26 protein-coding genes and 1 pseudogene are annotated in these 20,121 nt (G+C 36.5%); 5 read left to right on the forward strand and 22 right to left on the reverse strand.

Translation table 11 applies throughout. The annotated features are described in order from the left end of the window. Positions 1-6 precede the first annotated feature (6 nt). Positions 7-243 (reverse strand): YppG family protein, encoded by a 237-nt coding sequence (locus ACFQ3N_RS17705; protein ID WP_390364080.1) that lies wholly within the window; start codon positions 241-243, stop codon positions 7-9. 148 nt (positions 244-391) lie between these two features. Here ACFQ3N_RS17705 and ACFQ3N_RS17710 point away from each other — a divergent pair, with 148 nt between their 5' ends. Then, positions 392-1,171: a DUF2268 domain-containing protein gene (locus ACFQ3N_RS17710; RefSeq protein WP_390364082.1), complete on the forward strand. Its 780-nt coding sequence runs from the start codon at positions 392-394 to the stop codon at positions 1,169-1,171. A 96-nt stretch (positions 1,172-1,267) separates the two neighbouring features. On the opposite strand, the gene ACFQ3N_RS17715 is transcribed toward ACFQ3N_RS17710, so the two are convergent. Next, the gene (locus ACFQ3N_RS17715) at positions 1,268-1,525 is read right to left on the reverse strand and encodes a hypothetical protein (protein WP_390364084.1); all 258 of its coding nucleotides are present in this window, start codon (positions 1,523-1,525) and stop codon (positions 1,268-1,270) included. A gap of 361 nt (positions 1,526-1,886) precedes the next feature. Here ACFQ3N_RS17715 and ACFQ3N_RS17720 point away from each other — a divergent pair, with 361 nt between their 5' ends. The 3 genes from ACFQ3N_RS17720 (at position 1,887) to ACFQ3N_RS17730 (ending at position 3,704) form a co-directional block, all read left to right on the forward strand. After that, positions 1,887-2,018 carry a YjcZ family sporulation protein gene (locus ACFQ3N_RS17720; protein WP_390364086.1) on the forward strand — a complete coding sequence of 44 codons (132 nt, stop codon included), beginning with the start codon at positions 1,887-1,889 and terminating at the stop codon, positions 2,016-2,018. Between the two features lie 199 nt (positions 2,019-2,217). After that, a complete protein-coding gene (locus ACFQ3N_RS17725) occupies positions 2,218-2,949 on the forward strand; it encodes an ABC transporter ATP-binding protein (RefSeq protein ID WP_390364088.1) in 732 nt (243 codons plus the stop codon). After that, positions 2,946-3,704 (forward strand): ABC transporter permease, encoded by a 759-nt coding sequence (locus ACFQ3N_RS17730; RefSeq protein ID WP_390364090.1) that lies wholly within the window; start codon positions 2,946-2,948, stop codon positions 3,702-3,704. The genes ACFQ3N_RS17725 and ACFQ3N_RS17730 overlap by 4 nt, the downstream gene beginning before the upstream one ends. 119 nt (positions 3,705-3,823) lie before the next feature. Here the strand turns inward: ACFQ3N_RS17730 and ACFQ3N_RS17735 are convergent, their stop codons facing one another. The 12 genes and pseudogenes from ACFQ3N_RS17735 to ACFQ3N_RS17790 form a co-directional block, all read right to left on the reverse strand. Next, the gene (locus ACFQ3N_RS17735; protein ID WP_390364092.1) at positions 3,824-5,503 is read right to left on the reverse strand and encodes a glycoside hydrolase family 13 protein; all 1,680 of its coding nucleotides are present in this window, start codon (positions 5,501-5,503) and stop codon (positions 3,824-3,826) included. Positions 5,504-5,531: 28 nt separating this feature from the next. Next, positions 5,532-5,750, reverse strand: a complete 219-nt coding sequence (locus ACFQ3N_RS17740) for a DUF5110 domain-containing protein (RefSeq protein ID WP_390364094.1) — start codon at positions 5,748-5,750, stop codon at positions 5,532-5,534. A gap of 63 nt (positions 5,751-5,813) precedes the next feature. Further along, positions 5,814-6,203 (reverse strand): DUF302 domain-containing protein, encoded by a 390-nt coding sequence (locus ACFQ3N_RS17745; RefSeq protein WP_390364096.1) that lies wholly within the window; start codon positions 6,201-6,203, stop codon positions 5,814-5,816. Positions 6,204-6,280: 77 nt separating this feature from the next. Further along, positions 6,281-6,577: pseudogene (locus tag ACFQ3N_RS17750) on the reverse strand (rhodanese-like domain-containing protein). Positions 6,578-6,602: 25 nt separating this feature from the next. Continuing rightward, a complete protein-coding gene (locus tag ACFQ3N_RS17755; protein WP_390364097.1) occupies positions 6,603-7,385 on the reverse strand; it encodes a sulfite exporter TauE/SafE family protein in 783 nt (260 codons plus the stop codon). A gap of 45 nt (positions 7,386-7,430) precedes the next feature. Continuing rightward, on the reverse strand, positions 7,431-7,658 hold the full coding sequence (locus tag ACFQ3N_RS17760; RefSeq protein WP_390364099.1) for a sulfurtransferase TusA family protein: 228 nt from the start codon (positions 7,656-7,658) through the stop codon (positions 7,431-7,433). 17 nt (positions 7,659-7,675) lie between these two features. Further along, complete coding sequence (locus ACFQ3N_RS17765; protein ID WP_390364101.1) at positions 7,676-8,806, reverse strand: MBL fold metallo-hydrolase; 1,131 nt, start codon at positions 8,804-8,806, stop codon at positions 7,676-7,678. 41 nt (positions 8,807-8,847) lie between these two features. Next, positions 8,848-9,420 (reverse strand): sulfurtransferase TusA family protein, encoded by a 573-nt coding sequence (locus ACFQ3N_RS17770; RefSeq protein WP_390364103.1) that lies wholly within the window; start codon positions 9,418-9,420, stop codon positions 8,848-8,850. 14 nt (positions 9,421-9,434) lie between these two features. Next, positions 9,435-9,734, reverse strand: coding sequence for a rhodanese-like domain-containing protein (locus ACFQ3N_RS17775; protein ID WP_390364105.1), 300 nt, complete (start codon positions 9,732-9,734; stop codon positions 9,435-9,437). Between the two features lie 97 nt (positions 9,735-9,831). Next, entirely contained in the window at positions 9,832-10,311 is a 480-nt protein-coding gene (locus ACFQ3N_RS17780; RefSeq protein ID WP_390364107.1) for a DsrE/DsrF/DrsH-like family protein, read from the reverse strand. A gap of 145 nt (positions 10,312-10,456) precedes the next feature. Beyond that, positions 10,457-10,717 carry a metal-sensitive transcriptional regulator gene (locus tag ACFQ3N_RS17785; protein WP_390364202.1) on the reverse strand — a complete coding sequence of 87 codons (261 nt, stop codon included), beginning with the start codon at positions 10,715-10,717 and terminating at the stop codon, positions 10,457-10,459. A 20-nt stretch (positions 10,718-10,737) separates the two neighbouring features. After that, positions 10,738-11,082: a hypothetical protein gene (locus ACFQ3N_RS17790; RefSeq protein WP_390364109.1), complete on the reverse strand. Its 345-nt coding sequence runs from the start codon at positions 11,080-11,082 to the stop codon at positions 10,738-10,740. Between the two features lie 159 nt (positions 11,083-11,241). Here ACFQ3N_RS17790 and ACFQ3N_RS17795 point away from each other — a divergent pair, with 159 nt between their 5' ends. Then, positions 11,242-12,915 carry a CoA-disulfide reductase gene (locus ACFQ3N_RS17795; RefSeq protein ID WP_390364111.1) on the forward strand — a complete coding sequence of 558 codons (1,674 nt, stop codon included), beginning with the start codon at positions 11,242-11,244 and terminating at the stop codon, positions 12,913-12,915. Positions 12,916-13,164: 249 nt separating this feature from the next. Here the strand turns inward: ACFQ3N_RS17795 and ACFQ3N_RS17800 are convergent, their stop codons facing one another. From ACFQ3N_RS17800 to ACFQ3N_RS17835, 8 genes are all read right to left on the reverse strand, one after another. Continuing rightward, positions 13,165-13,509 carry a four-helix bundle copper-binding protein gene (locus tag ACFQ3N_RS17800; RefSeq protein WP_390364113.1) on the reverse strand — a complete coding sequence of 115 codons (345 nt, stop codon included), beginning with the start codon at positions 13,507-13,509 and terminating at the stop codon, positions 13,165-13,167. A 123-nt stretch (positions 13,510-13,632) separates the two neighbouring features. Continuing rightward, positions 13,633-15,696 (reverse strand): heavy metal translocating P-type ATPase, encoded by a 2,064-nt coding sequence (locus tag ACFQ3N_RS17805; protein ID WP_390364115.1) that lies wholly within the window; start codon positions 15,694-15,696, stop codon positions 13,633-13,635. Positions 15,697-16,023: 327 nt separating this feature from the next. Beyond that, complete coding sequence (locus ACFQ3N_RS17810; protein ID WP_390364117.1) at positions 16,024-16,254, reverse strand: hypothetical protein; 231 nt, start codon at positions 16,252-16,254, stop codon at positions 16,024-16,026. A gap of 88 nt (positions 16,255-16,342) precedes the next feature. Continuing rightward, entirely contained in the window at positions 16,343-17,011 is a 669-nt protein-coding gene (locus tag ACFQ3N_RS17815) for a response regulator transcription factor (RefSeq protein WP_390364119.1), read from the reverse strand. Continuing rightward, positions 17,004-18,392, reverse strand: a complete 1,389-nt coding sequence (locus ACFQ3N_RS17820; protein WP_390364121.1) for a HAMP domain-containing sensor histidine kinase — start codon at positions 18,390-18,392, stop codon at positions 17,004-17,006. Before ACFQ3N_RS17820 ends, ACFQ3N_RS17815 begins: the two co-directional genes overlap by 8 nt. 55 nt (positions 18,393-18,447) lie before the next feature. Then, a complete protein-coding gene (locus ACFQ3N_RS17825) occupies positions 18,448-18,687 on the reverse strand; it encodes a hypothetical protein (RefSeq protein WP_390364123.1) in 240 nt (79 codons plus the stop codon). A gap of 98 nt (positions 18,688-18,785) precedes the next feature. After that, positions 18,786-18,980 (reverse strand): hypothetical protein, encoded by a 195-nt coding sequence (locus ACFQ3N_RS17830; protein WP_390364204.1) that lies wholly within the window; start codon positions 18,978-18,980, stop codon positions 18,786-18,788. 162 nt (positions 18,981-19,142) lie between these two features. After that, positions 19,143-20,048, reverse strand: coding sequence for a F510_1955 family glycosylhydrolase (locus ACFQ3N_RS17835; RefSeq protein WP_390364125.1), 906 nt, complete (start codon positions 20,046-20,048; stop codon positions 19,143-19,145). Positions 20,049-20,121 lie beyond the last annotated feature (73 nt).

Genomic DNA, 20,121 nt, shown 5'->3' on the forward strand with positions numbered 1-20,121 from the left:
CTTAAACTATTTCTTCATAAACTTTGTGATCATAGGACTGATCATAGGACTTACTTGCCCATAAATTTTAGTCATTTGTTGAGCAGTAACTGTTATTTTATCTAAATCCAGATTTCCTTCTTGGTCACGAAATTGATTCAAAAGATTCTGCTTAGCTGGTTGTTGTGGATTCTGTACTTGTTGTCGCCCCCGCCCAGGCGGAAGTATTGGCATTGGGCCTCTCGGTGTTCTCTCTGGAAACATTGTTAGCACCTCTCTTTACTAAATTCTGATATATATTATTCAAAAGTAAACTTTTTGAGAAGGTATTTGTCCCTGTAACCGGTAATGTAACAGTTAATTAAAATACGCATATGATAATGATCATAAATGTGTAGTTAGGGGTGCTGAAATGAGTGTTGTAAGAACAGACAAGTGGCTACAAGAATCGTATGATGACCCTTTAAAACTTTGTAAAAAAATAAAATCGTATTTTGATGGAGTTCAAACCTCTGAAATCTATGATTATTTAACTATTCATGGAATGTATCGTCGCCCCTCCACCAATAATAGTGATCTAGTAAAGAGCTTACAGGATAACAAAGTATGGCAAATTGTAGTCAAAGAAAAAAGACAACTTCAAAAACTGTGGAATGGACCAACTATCCCTGTGTTTATTTTGCCATCTGACCCAGATAATCATAAACTAGTTAAAGATCATAATGGAAAATCCGGACTAGCCTTCGGTGATAAAATGTTTTTATTTTTGTCTGAAAGTAATACAGAAATGGAAATAAGAGCGTTGTTCACGCATGAATATAATCATGTTTGTCGCCTAGCTAATTATCAAAAAAAAGAAAACGATTACGTGTTATTGGATACCATAATGCTAGAAGGTTTAGCTGAAAATGCAGTTCGTGAGCGATTAGGCAAAGAAAATACGGCTGGTTGGACATCGTATTATTCACAGGATCAATTAAAAAAAATATGGAATAGCCTGGTACGCCCAAATCGACAAGCCAGCAAGAATGACCGTAAACATCATGAAATCTTATATGGATTACATTTTCATCCAAAAATGGCAGGGTATTGTGTGGGGTATTATTTGGTAGAAAAATATTTAGATAAACAACGTATAACGTGTAAGGATCTACTACCTGTATCCTCCGATCGTATTGCTCAATTAAACTAAAAAACTTATAAAAAGGAAAACTACACCTCCAATTATTAGATGTGTCTAATAAATTGGGGTGCAGTTACTAGCGTCTTTTTTATGATTCCATTAAAATTACCAGAAGAAAAATGGTAACAAAGCCAATGTAGCAATAGAACCTAACGCAAGCCCCAGACCAAACCTACCGAACCCGCCATAAAACCCATAACCAAACCCACCTAAACTTCTCGTATGACCAATAGGCTTTAAATAGACTCTACGATGGTCAACATGCTGAATAATTCCTTTGTGAACTCTTCCATCAACGGTTCTGATTGCAACAGCTCTACCTTTATATCGCTGGCACAGTTCGTGATAATGCCCAACTGACATCCTTTCACCCCCACATCCTCATCAAACATATGACATTATATGAGTGGAGACCAGTTATAGTAAGGGTCATATACACCGGGAGAATAGTGGAGATTTAAGATGACCATTTATTAAAATATAACTCAAATAGCCCAAATCAACCAAAATATGGGGAATTATCCATATCAATAAGTCCATAAGTTCATATAGTAACTATATATGGGGGTGTTTTAGTATGGGTGATGCTGATGCCGGGGCGGATACAGGCTATGGCGGCAAATTCACCTTAATTGTAGTGTAGTTTATCGTATTAATTATTGTTGGTGAATCTTAAGTTAGATTTGGACCAAAAACAAAACGAATACATGTTAGGAGGGATTTTATGTCATTTGGACATTGTGGTGGATATGGCTATAGCGCACCCGTTGCTGGTGCTAGTTATGGCGCTGGCGGTTTTGCGTTAATTGTCGTTTTATTTATCCTTCTCATTATCGTAGGGGCTGCTTGGCTGTAAGTTTTCACAATTAGAAAACTTGGCTTATCTACTAAAAAGGTAGTCTTCACAGGCTAACAATATTAAATTTAAAAAGCATCTCAGGCTGTCGGTCGCTCCCGACAGCCTTTTTCTATTCTATAAATGTTGGAGAGAATTGAAGAAGTCGGGGAAAGCTTATAGAATAGATAAAGAAGTTTCCAGGTAAGGAAGTGAAAAAATGGTATCAAATGACACAGTAGCTATTCAGTTGACCAATGTAAACTATTCCGATGATGAGGTACATATTCTAAAAAATATTACAGGATCATTTTTTAAAGGAAAAATCACCACTTTAGTCGGTCCTTCTGGTGCGGGAAAAACATCGTTGTTCAAATTATGTAACGGCTTAACATCACCTGATTCTGGAGAAATTTATATAGATGGCAAAGTAATTGACGACTATGATCCAGTTGAATTACGTCGCCATGTAGGGATTGCCTTACAAAGTGCAACAATGATTAACGGTAGTGTACGCAAAAATTTAGCACTCCCATTAGAACTACAAGGAAAACAGTTACCAGAAGAAGATGTAAATGAATTATTACACATTGTAGGCTTAAATAAGGAAATGTTGTATCGAAATGCCAAGGATTTATCAGGTGGACAACGGCAAAAGTTATCCATAGCACGCACACTCGTAAACAGACCTAAGGTTTTATTACTTGATGAAATTACATCTTCATTGGATCGTGTATCTCAGCAGGATATCGAAAAACTTATTGTAAAAATCAATGAGAAATACGATACAACTATTCTATGGATCACCCATAATTTACAGCAAGCACTTACCATTGGAAACTATACATGGGTAATGATGGACGGAGAAGTCATGGAAACAGGTAATAGTAGTTTATTAAATGAACCTAAGAATGACAAAGTGAAGCAATTTGTAGAGGGGGAATTTGAATGAGCTTTCTAACTTTATCCATCACACTTATATTTGTTATCATCCCACTTGTCTTGTCCAAAACGTTTAACTTAGGACTTGAGAGGGATACGCTAATCGCAACTATTCGTTCTATTATCCAGTTACTGGCTGTTGGGTATATTCTTCAATTTGTATTTGATGCCGAAAATATGATTTATATCGTATTAATGGTGTTATTAATGGTTGGTGCTGCTACACAAAATGCCAGGAAAAAAGGAGCAACCATTAAAGGAATTACGTGGAAACTCGCAATAACTTTTGTCTTTGTTGAAGTGCTGACACAAAGTATATTACTTGGTTTAACTATCACACCACCAACACCACAATATATCATCCCAATTAGTGGCATGGTGATTGGCAATTCGATGGTGCTTGGTATTCTATTTCTAAACCGCTTTACAGCAGAACTGGAATCGCGTCAGGAAGAAACAGAGTTAATACTTTCATTAGGTGGAACACCAAAACAGGCAATTCACACACAACTAATTACTTCGATACAGGCGAGCACAATTCCAACAATCGAAAGCCAAAAAACGATTGGGCTTGTTCAACTCCCAGGTATGATGAGTGGACAAATTATTGCAGGAGCAGATCCAGTACAAGCTGTACTTTTCCAATTACTGATTCTCTTTCTCCTCTTAACAACTGCCGTGGTGACAAGTATTATGCTTGGATACTTATCCTATCCATCCCTGTTTAACGATCGCATGCAGCTGTTGAAAGTGGAAATTAAATAACCTGATGTTATAAGAAGCTTACCAACAATGATTGATAAACCTCTTTATTGAATTTAGATCCTATTCATTATTAACTCTCTAGAAAGAACTACAATTTTATCTTTCATAAACTGATTAATTTAAATAGAATAAACAACACACTGATATGGTGTTAATAAATTACGTTCTTTATTGGAATTGTCATTGGTAATCACAATAGATGCTTCTTTAACTACAGATTGAATTCCATAATCCAGTAATTCAACCTCACTATCAGAAAAATTACAAAGAACCACGAACGTTTCATTTTTTCCTATTCGTTTATATGCAAAAACGTCAGTGTCATTTCGCATAATTAATTCAAATTTACCAGTTGTGATTACATCCTTTTCTTTCCGTAATTGAATGAGTCGTTGGTAATAATAATAGATAGAATTCTGATCGGCTAATGCTTCCTTAGCATTAATTTCGGTATATCTAGGGTTAACCCTTATCCATGGCGTTCCAGTAGTGAACCCCGCATTTTCCGAATCATCCCACTGGACAGGTGTACGGGCATTATCCCTTCCTTTGGCATAAATAGCCCTCATAATTCGTTCATGTGACCAACCAAGAGACTTTTTCTCCTTATACATATTAAAAAGTTCTATATCACGATAATCATCAAGGCTGTCAAAGTGAACATTCGTCATCCCTAGCTCCTCACCTTGGTAAATATAGGGTGTGCCTTGCATCATATGTAAGCATGTTGCTAGCATTTTAGCCGATTTTAGTCGGTACTCCTTGTCATTGCCAAAACGGGAAACAATACGCGGCTGGTCATGATTGTTCCAATACAAACTATTCCATCCTGTTCCATATAAGGATGTCTGCCATTTTTCAAAGTTCTCCTTTAATTCCACTAATTCAAGTGATTTTAGATTCCATTTATCACCGTTTACTCCATCCAAATTCATATGCTCAAATGTGAAGATCATATCAAGCTCTTCATTCGCTGGATTCGTATAATCTTTGGCATCTTCTGGTGATGCTCCAGGCATTTCCCCAACGGTCATCACATCGTAGTGGGAAATAACCTCACGATTCATTTCCTTTAAAAACTCATGGATACGTGGACCATTTACAAAATATGGGCCACTATCACCGTACAGTTGGCCGTCCTCCATGTTACCATCAGGAAAACTGGTATCCTTAGAGATGAAATTTATAACATCCATTCGGAAACCATCAATTCCTTTGGCCAGCCAAAAATTCATCATATTATATATCTCCGTCCTTAAGTCTGGGTTTTCCCAATTTAAATCCGGCTGCTTAGTAGCAAATAAATGGAGGTAATATTGATTAGTTTCTTCGTCAAACTGCCAGGCAGATCCACTAAAAATCGATCCCCAATTAGTTGGTGGATCACCGTTTTCTTTTCCATCACGCCAAATATAATAATCACGATAAGGATTGTCTCTACTACTTCTCGATTCAACAAACCATTGATGCTCATCAGAAGTGTGGTTCACTACTAAATCCATTACAAGCTTCATTTTCCTTTTATGCATCTCTTCTAGGAGTTGATCCAAGTCTTCCATTGTTCCATATTGTTTAAAAATAGTATTATAGTTTCGTATATCATATCCATTATCTTCTTGTGGGGAATCATATATAGGAGAAAGCCAGATTACATCTATTCCTAGTGTCTTTAAATAATCAAGCTTTTCAATTATACCTTGAATATCCCCAATTTCATCCCCATTTGTATCCTTGAAGCTTTTTGGATAGATTTGGTAAACAATACTTTTTTTCCACCAATCTTTAGTTGTTACTGTCATATAATCACCTGCTTTTTTGTGTTTAGTTTTATCCAATTGTTTTCACATTCTGTATTGATGTGTATTTTGTATATAAGCCTTCTCTTTTAGTATTCAGTTGTTTTTCCTTATAGATAAACGTTCTAAAACAAAATTGATTGTCTTGATAATTGTAAGAGTAACCATCATCCTCATATAAGTATCCTGTCAACGCAACGCCAGACATTCCGAGATTCATAATCATAGGCAGTGACATTTCCAAATGCATTTGATATAGAGAAAAGGACAATGAAAGTTGTACATTTTGCTTCCATTGTCCTTCTTCTCTTATTTACAGTTCAATACTTTTATCCATACAAGTAATTAATCTTTTTTCAATATCCTCTGCTAATTCATTGATTGATTCATCGTTTACCATTTGAATTAATGCAGTTGGTCTTGGCATACCAATTTTTGTTTTTCCTTCATCTTCGTAAACAACAATTTTGCACGGAAGGAAATACCCAACCATTAAATTCTCTGACAACACACGTTGTGCTTCAACGGGATTGCATACTTCAAGCACAAGATATGGTTGATCAAAATCAAGTCCTTTCTCCTGCAATTTGTCTTTAATATCAAACTGCCAGAGGACACCAAACTTTTCTTCCTTTAAACTTCCCTCAAGTGATTGAACCGCTTCTTCCATTGTTTTAGTTGTCTCAACCGTGTAATGAAACATAATAAATCAGCTCCTTTTTTAATAGATGATCACTTATATCCAGGCACTCATGCCACCTGGTTTGAAACTTGCTCAAATCATTGTTTCTTCAGGATTTTTGATGCTTTCGTACTTCTCATTCCAATTTGGCAAATGACGACTACTTCTTTGTTTTTATCTAGTTATTTAGATTGCTTTGCTAAATTCGACAGAGGAATATTTTTAAACGGTTTACGGTGATTGGATTTGTATGCACCTGGTGTTCTTACATCTACAACCTGAATACCTTTGTCCTTAAATTTAGCTTTAGCTTCCTGTGTAGTTATATTCGATACACCTTTAACTGGCAAAAACCGATTAATATATACCCTACTGAAAGAACAATAATAATCTATTGTATAATCTCCATTTAGTTTCCCCCTAGAAAAAATCAACCCAAATTTTTATTGCTGTACCTAGTATAAGAATTGCTAAAATCCATTGCAAAATTTTGGTGTTTACTTTTTGTCCAAGTTTCGCGCCAAGTGGTGATGCTATTAAACTTGCAACAATCATGATAGCTGCCGGAACAAATAATACTTGCCCAGTAAGAACTTTACCTGTTGTAGCGCCTATAGATGAGATAAATGTAATAGCTAGAGACGTTGCAATCGTCATCCGTGTTGGTATTTTCAATACAATAAGCATGATCGGAACTAAGATGAATGCTCCTGCAGCACCTACAATTCCTGCTCCCACTCCAACTACTAATGCTAATATTGCTGCCAGCCATTTTTTAAAGGTAACTTGATCTAATGGAATATCATCAAGACCCTTTTTCGGCACAAACATCATAACAGCTGCTATTGTCGCCAGAATTCCATAAATAAAGTTTATCCCACTATCTGACATAAATTGTGAACCATATCCACCTACAAAGCTACCAATTAAAATACTTACACCCATATAAAGGATGAGTTTTTTATTTAAATAGCCTCCTTTTCGATATGCCCATACACCTCCTATAGTTGCAAATAATACTTGAATAGCACTTATACCAGCAACTTCATGAGCAGTAAATGTTGAAAGCCCAAGCATTGCAGGGATGTATAATAACATGGGGTATTTAATAATGGATCCCCCGATTCCGACCATTCCAGAAACAAAAGAACCGATGAATCCAATTAGAAAGATTGTAATTAGAAAAATAATGCTGTATTCCATTTTTTCGTTCCCCCTAAATAGAGGGGACCCTATAACGGGTCTCCTTTACCCTTTTTTAATCCAGAACTTTAGTACTTCGTTTTCTTCTGTATCTTTTAGTAATTCATGGCCGCCAGATTTCGCCCAAGCAGCTAGGTCACTTTTTGCACCTTTATCTGTTGCATGAACTTCTAGTATTTCACCTGCATTTATTTCGTTTATTGCCTTTTTCGTTTTAACGATCGGCATTGGACATGCCATTCCTTTTGCGTCTAACACTTTTGCTGCTTCCATTATTTATTCCTCCTTCGTTATCCTTGAACCGCACAACGGTTTGGTCCAGTTTCCATTTCTCTTTTTTTTTCATTTTCAGGGTTGATTTTCCCCATATTTGTTTCGCGTATTTCTTGATATGCATTTGGTTGTGGTGGAAGGTTTTCGGTTACCATTTTTCTAAATGCATTCTCATCATCTACTTGTAATCCTTCATTTTGGTTATAAAGATTTCCTAAACGTGCTGAAACACTGCCACCTTCACCTAGTTCTTCTGCAAATGAGTAGTGAGCAGGTAATACCGTTAAATCATCTGACAATTCTTTATAACGACTATACAGCGTGTTACGAAGATCTCCTACCCAATCATCTGCTTTTCCTGCTAAGTCCGGACGACCGATTGACTTCACAAATAGAATGTCTCCAGTTAACAAGAACTGATCATCAATAATTAATGACGTACTTCCTATCGTGTGTCCAGGTGAATAAATTGGTTGAACGTTAACCGTTGTATTTCCAACGATAATATCATTGCCTTCCTCAAGAGCTGCATAATCAAAAGTGACTTCATCTGCGTCTTTTGGTGGCAGATGATAGGTTCCACCCACTTTTTCTGCTAACTGACGACCACCAGAAATGTGATCTGCGTGTAAATGAGTATCAATTAAATGCTTGATTTTTACACCTTTTTCTTCTGCGAAGGTCTCATAATTATCAATCATACGATTCGAGTCCACAATTGCAGCTTCTCCGTTTGATGCGATAAAGTAAGATAAACAACCTTTACCAAGACGAACAAATTGGTATAGACTTCCACCATCTTTTAAATCACCCAATTTGACGGGTTCTAGATGTTCACTCCATGCTTTCATTCCACCTTCAAGATCATATACATTGGTGAAACCTTCTTCTTCCATCATTTCAGCGATCATCTGTGAGGAACCACCTTTTGCACAGACAACTATAATCTCTTGATCTTTATTAAGCTTATCAGCGACGGGATCTATGCCATCTAATAAGTTAAAGTATGGTTCATTGATAACTTCTACTTTTCCACCCTCAATTTTCCAATCATCAAATTCATCCGTATTTCGAACATCCAATATGAACGTTTCTTCATGATTCACAACTTTTTTTGCTAATTCCTTTGTTGTCATCTTTGTTGACATATCCTTTCCCTCCTAGATTAATAGTTTCGTCCAAGTTTATCTTAGTTATTCTTATCAGTTGGACCTTCCCAAGTTGACATACCAGGTACAACATTTTTTACTCCTTTAAACCCTTTTTCAGTCAATTTTTGTGCTGCTAAGTCACTGCGGTTTCCTGTTCTGCAAACCACATGTAGTTCTTTATCTTTATTAACTTCTTCAAACCTATCCTCTAACTCACCAAGCGGTATATTGATTGCTCCTAGGATATGTCCAAAAGCAAATTCCGCTGGTTCTCGAACATCCAAAATAGCTATATCTTCTTCACCTTCTAATTTGCTGCGAAGTTCTTCTAAATCAACTACATCCGCGTGTTTAATCTCTTCTTTTGTTTCAGCATCACTTGCTTTTCGAATATAATGCTTCAGAACATCGTGTTCTTCAACAGTTCCAAGATATTGATGCCCAGTACTATCTGACCAGGCTTTGATATCTGCAGTAGACCCTTTATCTGTTGCTTGAACCTCCATCACTTGCCCTGGTGCCAAGTTAGTAATGGCCTTTTTTGTTTTTACAATTGGCATCGGACACGCCAATCCTTTTGCGTCTAATGTTTCATTTGCCGTAATAGTCATGTTAACTCCTCCTCTTATTTCTCTACTTTATCTTCCCAATCCAACATACCGCCGGCCATGTTCGTGACATCATAACCTTGTTCACTTAAAAATGAACAGGCATTACCACTTCTGCCACCAGAACGGCACACCATGAAATGATGCTTTTCTTTATCAATTTCATTTAAGCGTTCTGGTATTTGGCCTAACGGTATATGTTTGGCACCAGGAATTTTCCCTTGTGCAACTTCTTCATCTTCTCGCACGTCAATAATGCTTACATTCTCACTATCTTTTAATTTACTTGCTAAGTCTTTCGCTGTAATTTCCTTCATGATTTTCCCTCCAAATTATGATTCCTTTTATATTCCCCTATTGGTATTTAGTTATGATCTCCATATACCTATATGGGTATTATAATTACTAAAAAAATTAGATGAATAAGTTCACATTACCATCTTCAGCATCACCAATATATGCTGCAACGCCACCATATTCTATTTTCTCAAGTAATTCGTCTTTTTGAAGTCCTAGTAAATCCATTGTCATGGTACATGCAATTAGCTTAACATCCTGTTCCTGTGCCATTTCAACTAGTTGTGGTAAAGGCATTGCATTATGTTTTTTCATAACATTTTTAATCATTTTTTGCCCCATACCTAAATAATTCATTTTGGAAAGACCCATCTTATCTGCGCCTCTAGGCATCATTTTCCCAAACATCTTTTCCATTAAACCTTTTTTAACGTCAACTTGATTTTCGTTACGAAGCGCGTTTAATCCCCAAAACGTGTGGAATATGGTTACTTCGTGATCATAAGCAGCAGCACCATTAGCAATAATATATGCTGCCATTGCTTTATCATAATCCCCACTGAATAATACGATGGTTGTTTTCTTTTGATCAGACATTTAACATTTCTCCTTTTTACTAGTTAAGTTTAAAAATACATATACCTGTACGGGTATTGAAATTAACATAAAAAATAGGGTTAATGATACTGCTTAACCCTTTTTTCATACTAAAAGATTAAAAATGAATTGTCAACCTCATCCATTATCTACTTTTAACAAGCAAATTAACTGCTTCTTTAATCAGGTCTTCAGAGCTTTCCCCTTCTACCTTTTCTTCACGAATGCATTGCTCAAGATTAGTGCTAACAACTAATGCAGCAGCGCGATCAATAGCACTTCTAACAGCTGACATTTGCGTCACAACATCCCGACAATCTTTTTCTTCTTCCATCATTTTTAATAATCCTCTAACTTGTCCTTCGATACGTTTCATTCTATTTTTCATTTGGTCGTCGTATTTCATCATGAACGTCACTCCTTTCGTTAATCTTTTGAAAGACAGTACCCTACTACACGTCTACCTTTATTCCGTAAGATTCTAGCACTTAGATTTTTCCCAACATTATCGGATGTGATGACAACAATATTCTTATCGGTTGGTATATCACTAAAATATCTATTTAAATAAGGTAGCGGAATGCAATAAGCATTATTTATGGTGTCTCGACACGACGTTTGGTAATCTCTAGTATCGACTATAGCTACATTATCCTCTTTAGGATATGATACATAATTTAAGTCCATTTTGCCAATACCCAAAACTGGCATGTATCGTTTATAGAGAAAAAACAAGGAAAACGTTAGTAATATTAATATGATAATAATCATTGCTTTTCCCCTTTCAATATTTTTCAAAGCATTTTCAATAATATACCCTCATAGGTATTTTGTCAACTGTGATTTTTATCACATCTTTTTTCAAAAAAACCTTTAGTATACGTGGTGGGGTATATACCCGATGAAGTATTTTTTAAAGGAGGAAATCATATGAATAAAAAAATAGTAATAGTTGGTGGTGTGGCTGGAGGATCAACAGCTGCAGCTCGTTTAAGAAGACTGGATGAAACTGCTGAGATTGTCATGTTTGAAAAGGGAGAATATATTTCGTTCGCAAACTGTGGATTACCCTACTATATCGGTGAAACTATAAAAGAGCGTGACAAGCTGCTCGTTCAAACCGTGGAGGGTATGTCTAATAGATACAATCTAGACATCCGAACATTTTCAGAAGTCACAACGATTGATCGAACAAAAAAATCAATTAATGTGAAAAATCTACAGACAGGTGAAACATATGAAGAAACTTATGATGAATTAATCTTGTCTCCAGGAGCTCGTCCAATTGTACCACCTATTCCAGGTATTGAAAAAGCAAACGCACTCTTTACATTACGCAACATTCCGGATACGGACCGCATTAAAGCTTATGTTGATCATGAAAATCCAAAACGTGCCGTTGTTGTAGGCGGTGGTTTTATCGGATTAGAGATGGCAGAAAACCTATATGAACGAGGTATTGAAGTGACTATCGTAGAAATGGCTGAGCAAGTAATGGCACCAGTCGATTATGAGATGGCATCGATCATCCATCATCACTTAAAAGAAAAAGGAGTTAATCTTATCTTAGGTGATGGTGTTAAGGCTTTTGAGAATAGTGGAACAAAAATCGTTACACAGAATGGCTTAGAAATTGAAACGGACATGATTCTGCTTTCAATTGGGGTTCGTCCTGAAAATGAACTAGCAGTACATGCTGGGTTAAGTGTTGGAGCACGAGGTGGAATACAAGTTAATGCTTCTTTACAAACGAACGATCCTCATGTATACGCTATCGGCGACGCTGTTGAAGTAAAGGATTATATAAACGAACAACCAACCATGATTCCGCTAGCGTGGCCGGCTAACAGACAAGGCCGTTTAGTTGCAGATAGTATATATGGTAAGAAAGCAATGTATAAAGGCACACTTGGAACATCTATTGCAAAAGTTTTTGATTATACCGTATCTACAACAGGTAATAATGAGAAAACGCTCAGACGATTAGGCATCCCTTATGAGGTTGTGCACGTTCATCCTGTTTCACACGCTGGTTACTATCCAGGTGCTTCACCTATTTTCTTAAAACTTGTTTTTGATAAAGAAACAGGAAAAATTTATGGAGCTCAAGCAATAGGTATAGACGGCGTTGATAAACGCATTGACGTGATTGCAACGGCCATTAAAGGTGGTTTATCGGTTCTTGATTTACCAGATTTAGAACTAGCCTATGCACCTCCATATTCTCAAGCAAAAGATCCGGTTAATATAGCTGGGTATGTTGCAACTAACATCGTTGAAGGCGTAATCGAGACAATTCAGTGGAATGAGATTGATGATGTAGTTTCGAATGGCGAAACATTAATTGATGTTCGAAATCCTATCGAGCTTGAAAATGGATTTATTGAAGGAGCAAAAAATATTCCACTTGATGATCTACGGGAGCGCATTGATGAACTGCCACAGGGTGAAGTAATCTATGTAAACTGTCAAGTTGGATTACGCGGATATCTAGCAACACGGATCTTGCAGGAAAACGGATTTATCGCAAAAAACCTTGATGGTGGTTGGAAAACATATGCTTCAGTGTATGGTCAACATAACAAAATGAAAGCGTCTGTATAAATAAATAACACGCTCGTAAAACGGGCGGTTTTGGTTTCGCCCTGTAAGGGTACTTTGCTAACAAAGCCTCTAAAGGGGCTTTTTGAATTGACCGTCAACCGTTTATCTTCCTATTATTTTTTAATGGATCTACGTATTAACGCTTACTCATATTGTCCCGCAGTCACACAGGCATAGCCTGTGGTTTTAAAACCAATAATAAAAAAGTGTAGATACACATTTTATCTACACTTTAAACTTGAATGTACTTTAACTGGCCATTTTACGACATTCCTCTGCACATTGACGGCAGATTTGTGCGCATTCCTGACAATGCGTATCCTTCAATTTTTCACATTCCATTGCACACTGTTCACATACATTTGCACATACCCCGCAAAATTGAGCAGAAAATGTACTGTTTCTGGCCATATATTGTGAAGCTTGACTGCATATTTCAGCACAATCATTTAGTGTTTGTATACATGTAACCCTTGCTTGTACATCAGGTTCCTGTAAACAAGCTGTATAGCATTCTTCACAAGCCCTCATACATTTAATACACGCTTCAATACATGCATCCATGTTTGATGGTGATGTTGATAATACTCCCATAAAAAAACTCCTTTCGAACTGAATGAATAATTTATTTTTCAATTTTATAATACCCGAATTTTTTCAATATAATCTTATAATCATCTAATCTAAAAAATCTATAATAAATTACCCTAGGTTCTTTTATGCTTTTAATAACTTCGCATTAATGGCGACTATTATTGTGCTAAGACTCATTAATACTGCCCCGACTGCAGGACTTAACACGACTCCAATAGGGGCTAATACACCCGCTGCCAGAGGAATAGCAAAAATATTATATCCAGTTGCCCACCATAAATTTTGCACCATCTTCCGGTAGGTCTTCTTGGATAATTCCACTAAGGAGACGACATCTTTCGGGTTACTTTTAACAAGGATAGCATCAGCAGTTTCCATTGCTACATCTGTTCCGGCGCCAATTGCTATACCTAGATCAGCAGTGGCTAATGCTGGGGCATCATTTATACCATCACCAGTCATCGCAACCTTCAAGCCCTTCTCTTGAATTTTCTTCACCTGATTTGCCTTATCATCAGGCAATACCTCTGCATATACCTCATCGATATCTAACTGCTTCGCTACCCAGTAAGCTACTTTTTCATTGTCACCTGTGAGCATAATGGAATGAATGCCATGCTGTTTTAATGTAGCAATTGCTTCTTTAGCTGTTTCCCGAACCATATCGGCTAGTGCAATCATACCGATCAATTCATCTTCCAATAAAACAAATACTACCGTTTTGCCTTCTTCAGACATTTCATTAAATATTTCTTTATCATATTCTAGATTATTATTGTCTACAAAACCTGGGCTAACCACATTAACTTTTTTACCTTGAATAGTTCCTTCAATTCCTTTACCAGTTATTGACTCAAAATCCGATATTTTTTTTAGTGTAATGTTTCTTTCTTTGGATGATTCTACTATTCCTGATGCAATAGGATGCTCTGAATTTTGTTCCAGGCTTGCTGCCCACGATAAGACTTCTTCTTCCTCGTAGCCTTTATTCGGTACGATATTGGTTACACCAAATTCACCTTTTGTTAGCGTACCAGTCTTATCAAACACAACCGCATCTATATTACGCGCGCCTTCAAAATTAGCACGATTACGAATTAGCAAACCTTGCTTAGCTGAAATAGCTGTCGAAACCGCTACCACAAGTGGTGCTGCTAAGCCAAGCGCGTGCGGACAAGTTATTACCATCACAGTAACCATACGCTCTAAGGCAACGTCAAAAGAATATCCAAGCATTAACCATATAAATAGTGTCACAAACCCAGCAGTTAATGCTACGTAAAACAACCACTTTGCCGCTCTATTTGTTAAATCTTGAGTTTTGGACTTTGATTCCTGTGCTTCTTTTACCATCGTAATTACTTGAGACAAGTAAGAATCTTCGCCAGTTTTTTCCACATGAATCGTAAGTGATCCTTCGTTATTGACGGAACCTCCAATCACCTCATCACCTTTGTATTTTTCAACAGGGACCGACTCACCCGTAAGCATCGACTCATCTAAAGCAGATTTTCCATCGATAATCGTTCCATCAACGGGTACCTTTTCACCAGGTTTAACGAGAACACGATCTTCATTATTTAATTCAGATACTGGTACATCATGTACTTCGTCGTTTTCATCGAGCTTATGTGCTTCACTTGGCATTAATTTGACAAGTTCTTCTAATGCATTCGATGCGCCCATAATAGAACGCATTTCTATCCAGTGGCCCAAAAGCATAATATCGATTAATGTGGCTAATTCCCAAAAGAAGTTACTACCTTCCCAGCCAAATACAGTTAATGTGCTATATCCATACGCAACTAGGATAGCAAGGCCAATAAGTGTCATCATACCTGGATTTTTATCCTTTAATTCACTTATCCCTCCAGTAAGGAATGGCCAGCCTCCATAGAAAAATACAAACGTTGAAAGGGCAAATAAAATATATTGATCATAAGTAAAACGCCAATCGACCCCAATGAATTCCTGAATCATGGGTGACAAGATCAGAATTGGTATCGTTACAATTAATGATATATAAAACCGTTTTTTGAATTCGCTAACCATGTCTCCGTGGTCGTGGTGGTCATGATCACCGTGATTGTCATGCTTGTGTTCAGCATGGTCGTTGTGATCATGATTATGATGAGTATGATTTTCATGATTGTGTTGATTGTGATGTTTATCATTATCTTTTGTCATACGTTCATCTCCTTTTACACTTACTATTCCATTTACGCTTAAATAAATGCTTATTGAACACTACCACTATAAAACATCTTTAAATCACCACAACGATTAGAAAACTTGGCATTCGTTAAAGGGGTTCTTGGTAAGCGTACTTTGCTTTTTTAGAAGCCCTTATGCTTTGGAGTGCAATCCTTTATAGCGAATGACCTAGTTGCACTTATGTAAATAAGACAGTTTTTATGCTTTCTTATCTACTAAAAAAATAGAACTATCTTTTAGTTAGATAGCTCCATTCAAGATGTTAGGGGGTTACATGCTAATATAGTTTTCACATTACACTTACAATTGATTATTCATCACAGGGGATCCATTATTATTGGAACCGTGACAATCCTGATACATTTGTTCCATTTCTTGTTGCTCCATTTCTGGATGCATTTCTTTCATAAATGGAATCATTTCCTCAAAGCTCCATCCATTATCACTTGGCCCACTATGTGCAAAAACTACATTACCTAAACCTAAGACCATAACTGCAGCTAATGAAAGAGTTACCATTTTCTTTTTCATTGTTTGTTCCTCCCTTCATCTACTAATATAAAGGAGAGTTATCGAGAATTTATCAAGAAAATGTTACAGTGGTATGAAAGATATAATTCTAATTAATCCATTTATACCCTACACCCCATACTGTTTTAAAATGATCATCAATTGGGAAACCTACTTGCCTGATTTTATCTCTTATGTTCCGGACATGCGAATCAACCGTTCTTCCTTCTGTATGTGTATCAAATCCCCATATTAAGTCAATCAACTGTTCCCTTGCAAAAACTTGATTTGGCTTTTTCATTAGAAGTCCAATCATTTTAAATTCTTTAGGGGTTAACTTAATTGGCTGTTTATGAAAAGAAAATTCATATCTGTCCTCATCCCATAATAAACCATTTATTTCAATACTATTCGCCGGAATCCTTCTTCGTAACAAGGCTTCCATTCTGGCTATTAGTTCATTTTCATTAATAGGCTTGGTAATATAATCATCTGCGCCTAACGTCAACCCCTTTACAACATCTTCTTTCTGCTCACGAGCAGTTACCATAATGATTGGGACATCAGATATACGTCTGATTTCCTGACATAGATCCCACCCATCCATTTCAGGCATCATTATATCAAGCAAAACGAGATCAAATGTTTCCTCAGCCAAACTCCATAAAGCTTCCTGGGCTCCTAGGGCTTTTTTACATTTATAATCATGTGGCCTTAAGTACAATGCTAATAAATCCAGCATACGTTGCTCATCATCAATGATTAGAACTTTATTCATTATTGCCACCTCTTGTTAACCTAATAATAACGCTCGTTCCTTCTCCCTGTTCACTCTTAGCTTCTATGTGACCACCATGCGACTCTATAATTTCTTTTGCAATGGCTAACCCTAGACCTGTTCCACCACTTTGTCGTGATCTCGACTTTTCAACACGATATAACCGTTCGAATATGTATGGTAGATCATCTTTAGGTATCCCATCACCTTCATCAGAAATAGTAATTGAGATTTCCTGTTCCATTTGGCTTACTTTTAGCCAAACCCTCCCACCTTCAAAAGAATGTTTTTTTGCATTATCCAATATATTTATTAAAAGCTGTTGAAATCGTTCTGGGTCAACAAAAGCAATAATCTCTTTAGGACAGCTAACAAACAAAGTAATATCTTTATCTGAAAATGCTGGATTAACTCGATCAGCCACCGTTTGAATAACGGTACATAAAGATACTTCTTCACGTTGAACCGAAAATTTGTTTTCATCCATTTTAGCTAACTCGAATAAATTCTTAATTAATATGGACAAATGCTCTGATTCCTCACGAATGATTGTGATATATTCTTTTACTTCAGCGTCCGTTATGTCTTGGCGGTTTATAATATCGGCATAACCTTTTATATACGTTAAAGGCGTTCTCAGTTCATGTGAGATACTTGCCAGAAATTCATTTCTTTCCGTTTTCAATTGATCTAGCTCGTTGGCTAATTTTGTAATCGAATTAGCCAGTTCTCCTAACTCATCCTTACGATCCGTATGTAACTCTACTTTGTTTTTCCCCTTACTCAATTGTTCTGTTGCTTTCTTCATTTTAATTAATGGATGTGTAATAAGTCTGGATAAAATAAAAACAGTAATAATCGTAAGACCAACTGTCATTAAAGCAACGAAGATAAACTGATTGCTGAGCTCATTGACAACGTTTTTCACATTGTTCGTATCGGCAAACATAAAAACATGACCTTTGTGCTCCCCATCAACATTTACCGGACTATCAGCCGCAATATATTGTTTATCATCCCAACGGTCTTCCACAACTTTTCCCTTAGTAGAGATTTCATCATAATCAGTGTGCTTAATCACTTCCATCATTTCTGGTTCTATAGGATCAGAATGAATTATTACATTACCTGCTTCGTCAGTGATCACTACTACAAAATCAGAAGCAGACTCCATAATCCCAACATGTTCAATGGTTGATTCATCAAAATTTGTTTCCAGTACTTCACTATGTGTATTACCCCGTGCTAATAAATTGTCCATCACTTCTTCAATTCGTTCATTCGCTAGATTCGTATATAATACAAAAAATAGGATAGATTCGATAATGAAGATGAAAATGAAAAATAGAAACCCAATTTTAAATGAAAGTTTAGTAAACATATTCTACCTCTTATATCCAATAAGTTAATGTATCAAAAACTCCAATAATGATAAGTCATGCACCAGCTCTTTTTTGAATAATAGCTCCAATCTTTCTACGTCTCTTTAATATAGCACCGCTTGCACCAAAGTACCATATCATGAAAATAACAACTTGCAGCGGAAGTGATGTTCCAATTCCAAATACCGATGGCAAAACCAGGCCGTAGGATGTTACAAGAACAACAGGCATAAATGTTAATAAAAACAACAGAAACATAGTTGGAAAAAAAGCTGAAGTGAAGCTCACGCCCATTAAAAAACTTCCTAAATAACCATTTTTTTAAAAGTTAGTCGGAAGATTAAACAGGTGCCAGGTTTTCTTCCAGCGAAATAATCCAAACATAATTAGCCCTAACATATAAGCAAAGATCCAATTGCTTTACGGAGTACAGGAAATACTTGCGTCAATGAACTGTATACACCTTGACCCAAAATCCATATCACAAACCCTATTACAGAAACAACAACCATTTTCCCAAGAACAAACAATAACACATGGAGCCATGGAACTTTTTCTACTAAGGATTTTTTACCATAAATAGTAATTGCACTAACACTTCCAGTGAGCTGACATGGAGCAACTGCTCCAAGAAGCCAAACAACAAAGGAAGATGCTCTAAACCATAGGCTACTTCTATAATTGAACCGCTTACTGTGCCACTAATCTGGTTAAATAAGTCAAACATACCTTTTCAATTCACAATAAGGTTATTTTATTTGTCCACTTTCTAAAATCTGAACCCAAGACGCTGCTGCATTCCCTGACAAATAGGCATGTCCCTTTGTAGTGTAAATAGCGAATTCCTGATTGTCTTGTTGACTTTGAGCAATATATACAGGGCCATCCTCTGTTAACTCTGGCAAATTCATTGGCTCTTGATTACTAGTTTCAAGGTTATATTTAACAAGGGAGGGTGTAGTGTTGTAGCTTGCATAAAATAAATTATCTTCATTAAAGAATACCGCTGTTCCCTGTGAACCTTCTGTGATCAATTGAAAATTTGTTCCTCCATCGTTAGATAGATAAATACCTGTTGTTGTTGCGATCGCAACGAATTTAGAATCTGTAGGATGGATAGCTAATGCAAAAATATCGCCTTCTATACCTGATGCAGTAATACTTCCCCACGTTTCACCATTATCAGTGCTTGTATAAAAACCTTCTTTCAGCTTAGAATTCTGCTCGGGGCTTCTCAAAAAAATGTCATGACTTTTATATCCTACTGCCATATCATGAAAATCTGTTTCTCCTTCAAACTGAAGACTTTCCAGTGTTTCACCACCATCAAAGCTTCGATGGATACCAATTGGGTTCGGCAAGTCTGAATCTTTGCCTGGATGGCCCGAAGTGTAAAAACCTTTATCAACTGCATTAAACCCCATATAATCGTTAAAGTTTTTCGTGGTTTTAAACCATTCACCGTCACGATAAATTTTCAATCCTGTATGAGAGGCAAAATATAAGCCATCATCCTCCCCAGCATATCCCATTCCATGAACGTGATCCACGCTCCCATCAAATGAGGTTTCAAATGCTTGATCGTCATTATTACTACAACCTGCTACTAATATTCCGGTAATAATAGTTATAAAAAATGCTACTTTCTTTACCATAGATTGTCCTCCAATAATCCTTTTTTCATGGCTGTCATGATAAAACATATTATAGAAAATGATTATCGAGTTT

Origin of the sequence: Virgibacillus byunsanensis (assembly GCF_042675965.1) — a bacterium.
GTDB classification, from domain to species: Bacteria; Bacillota; Bacilli; order Bacillales; family Amphibacillaceae; genus Virgibacillus_R; species Virgibacillus_R byunsanensis.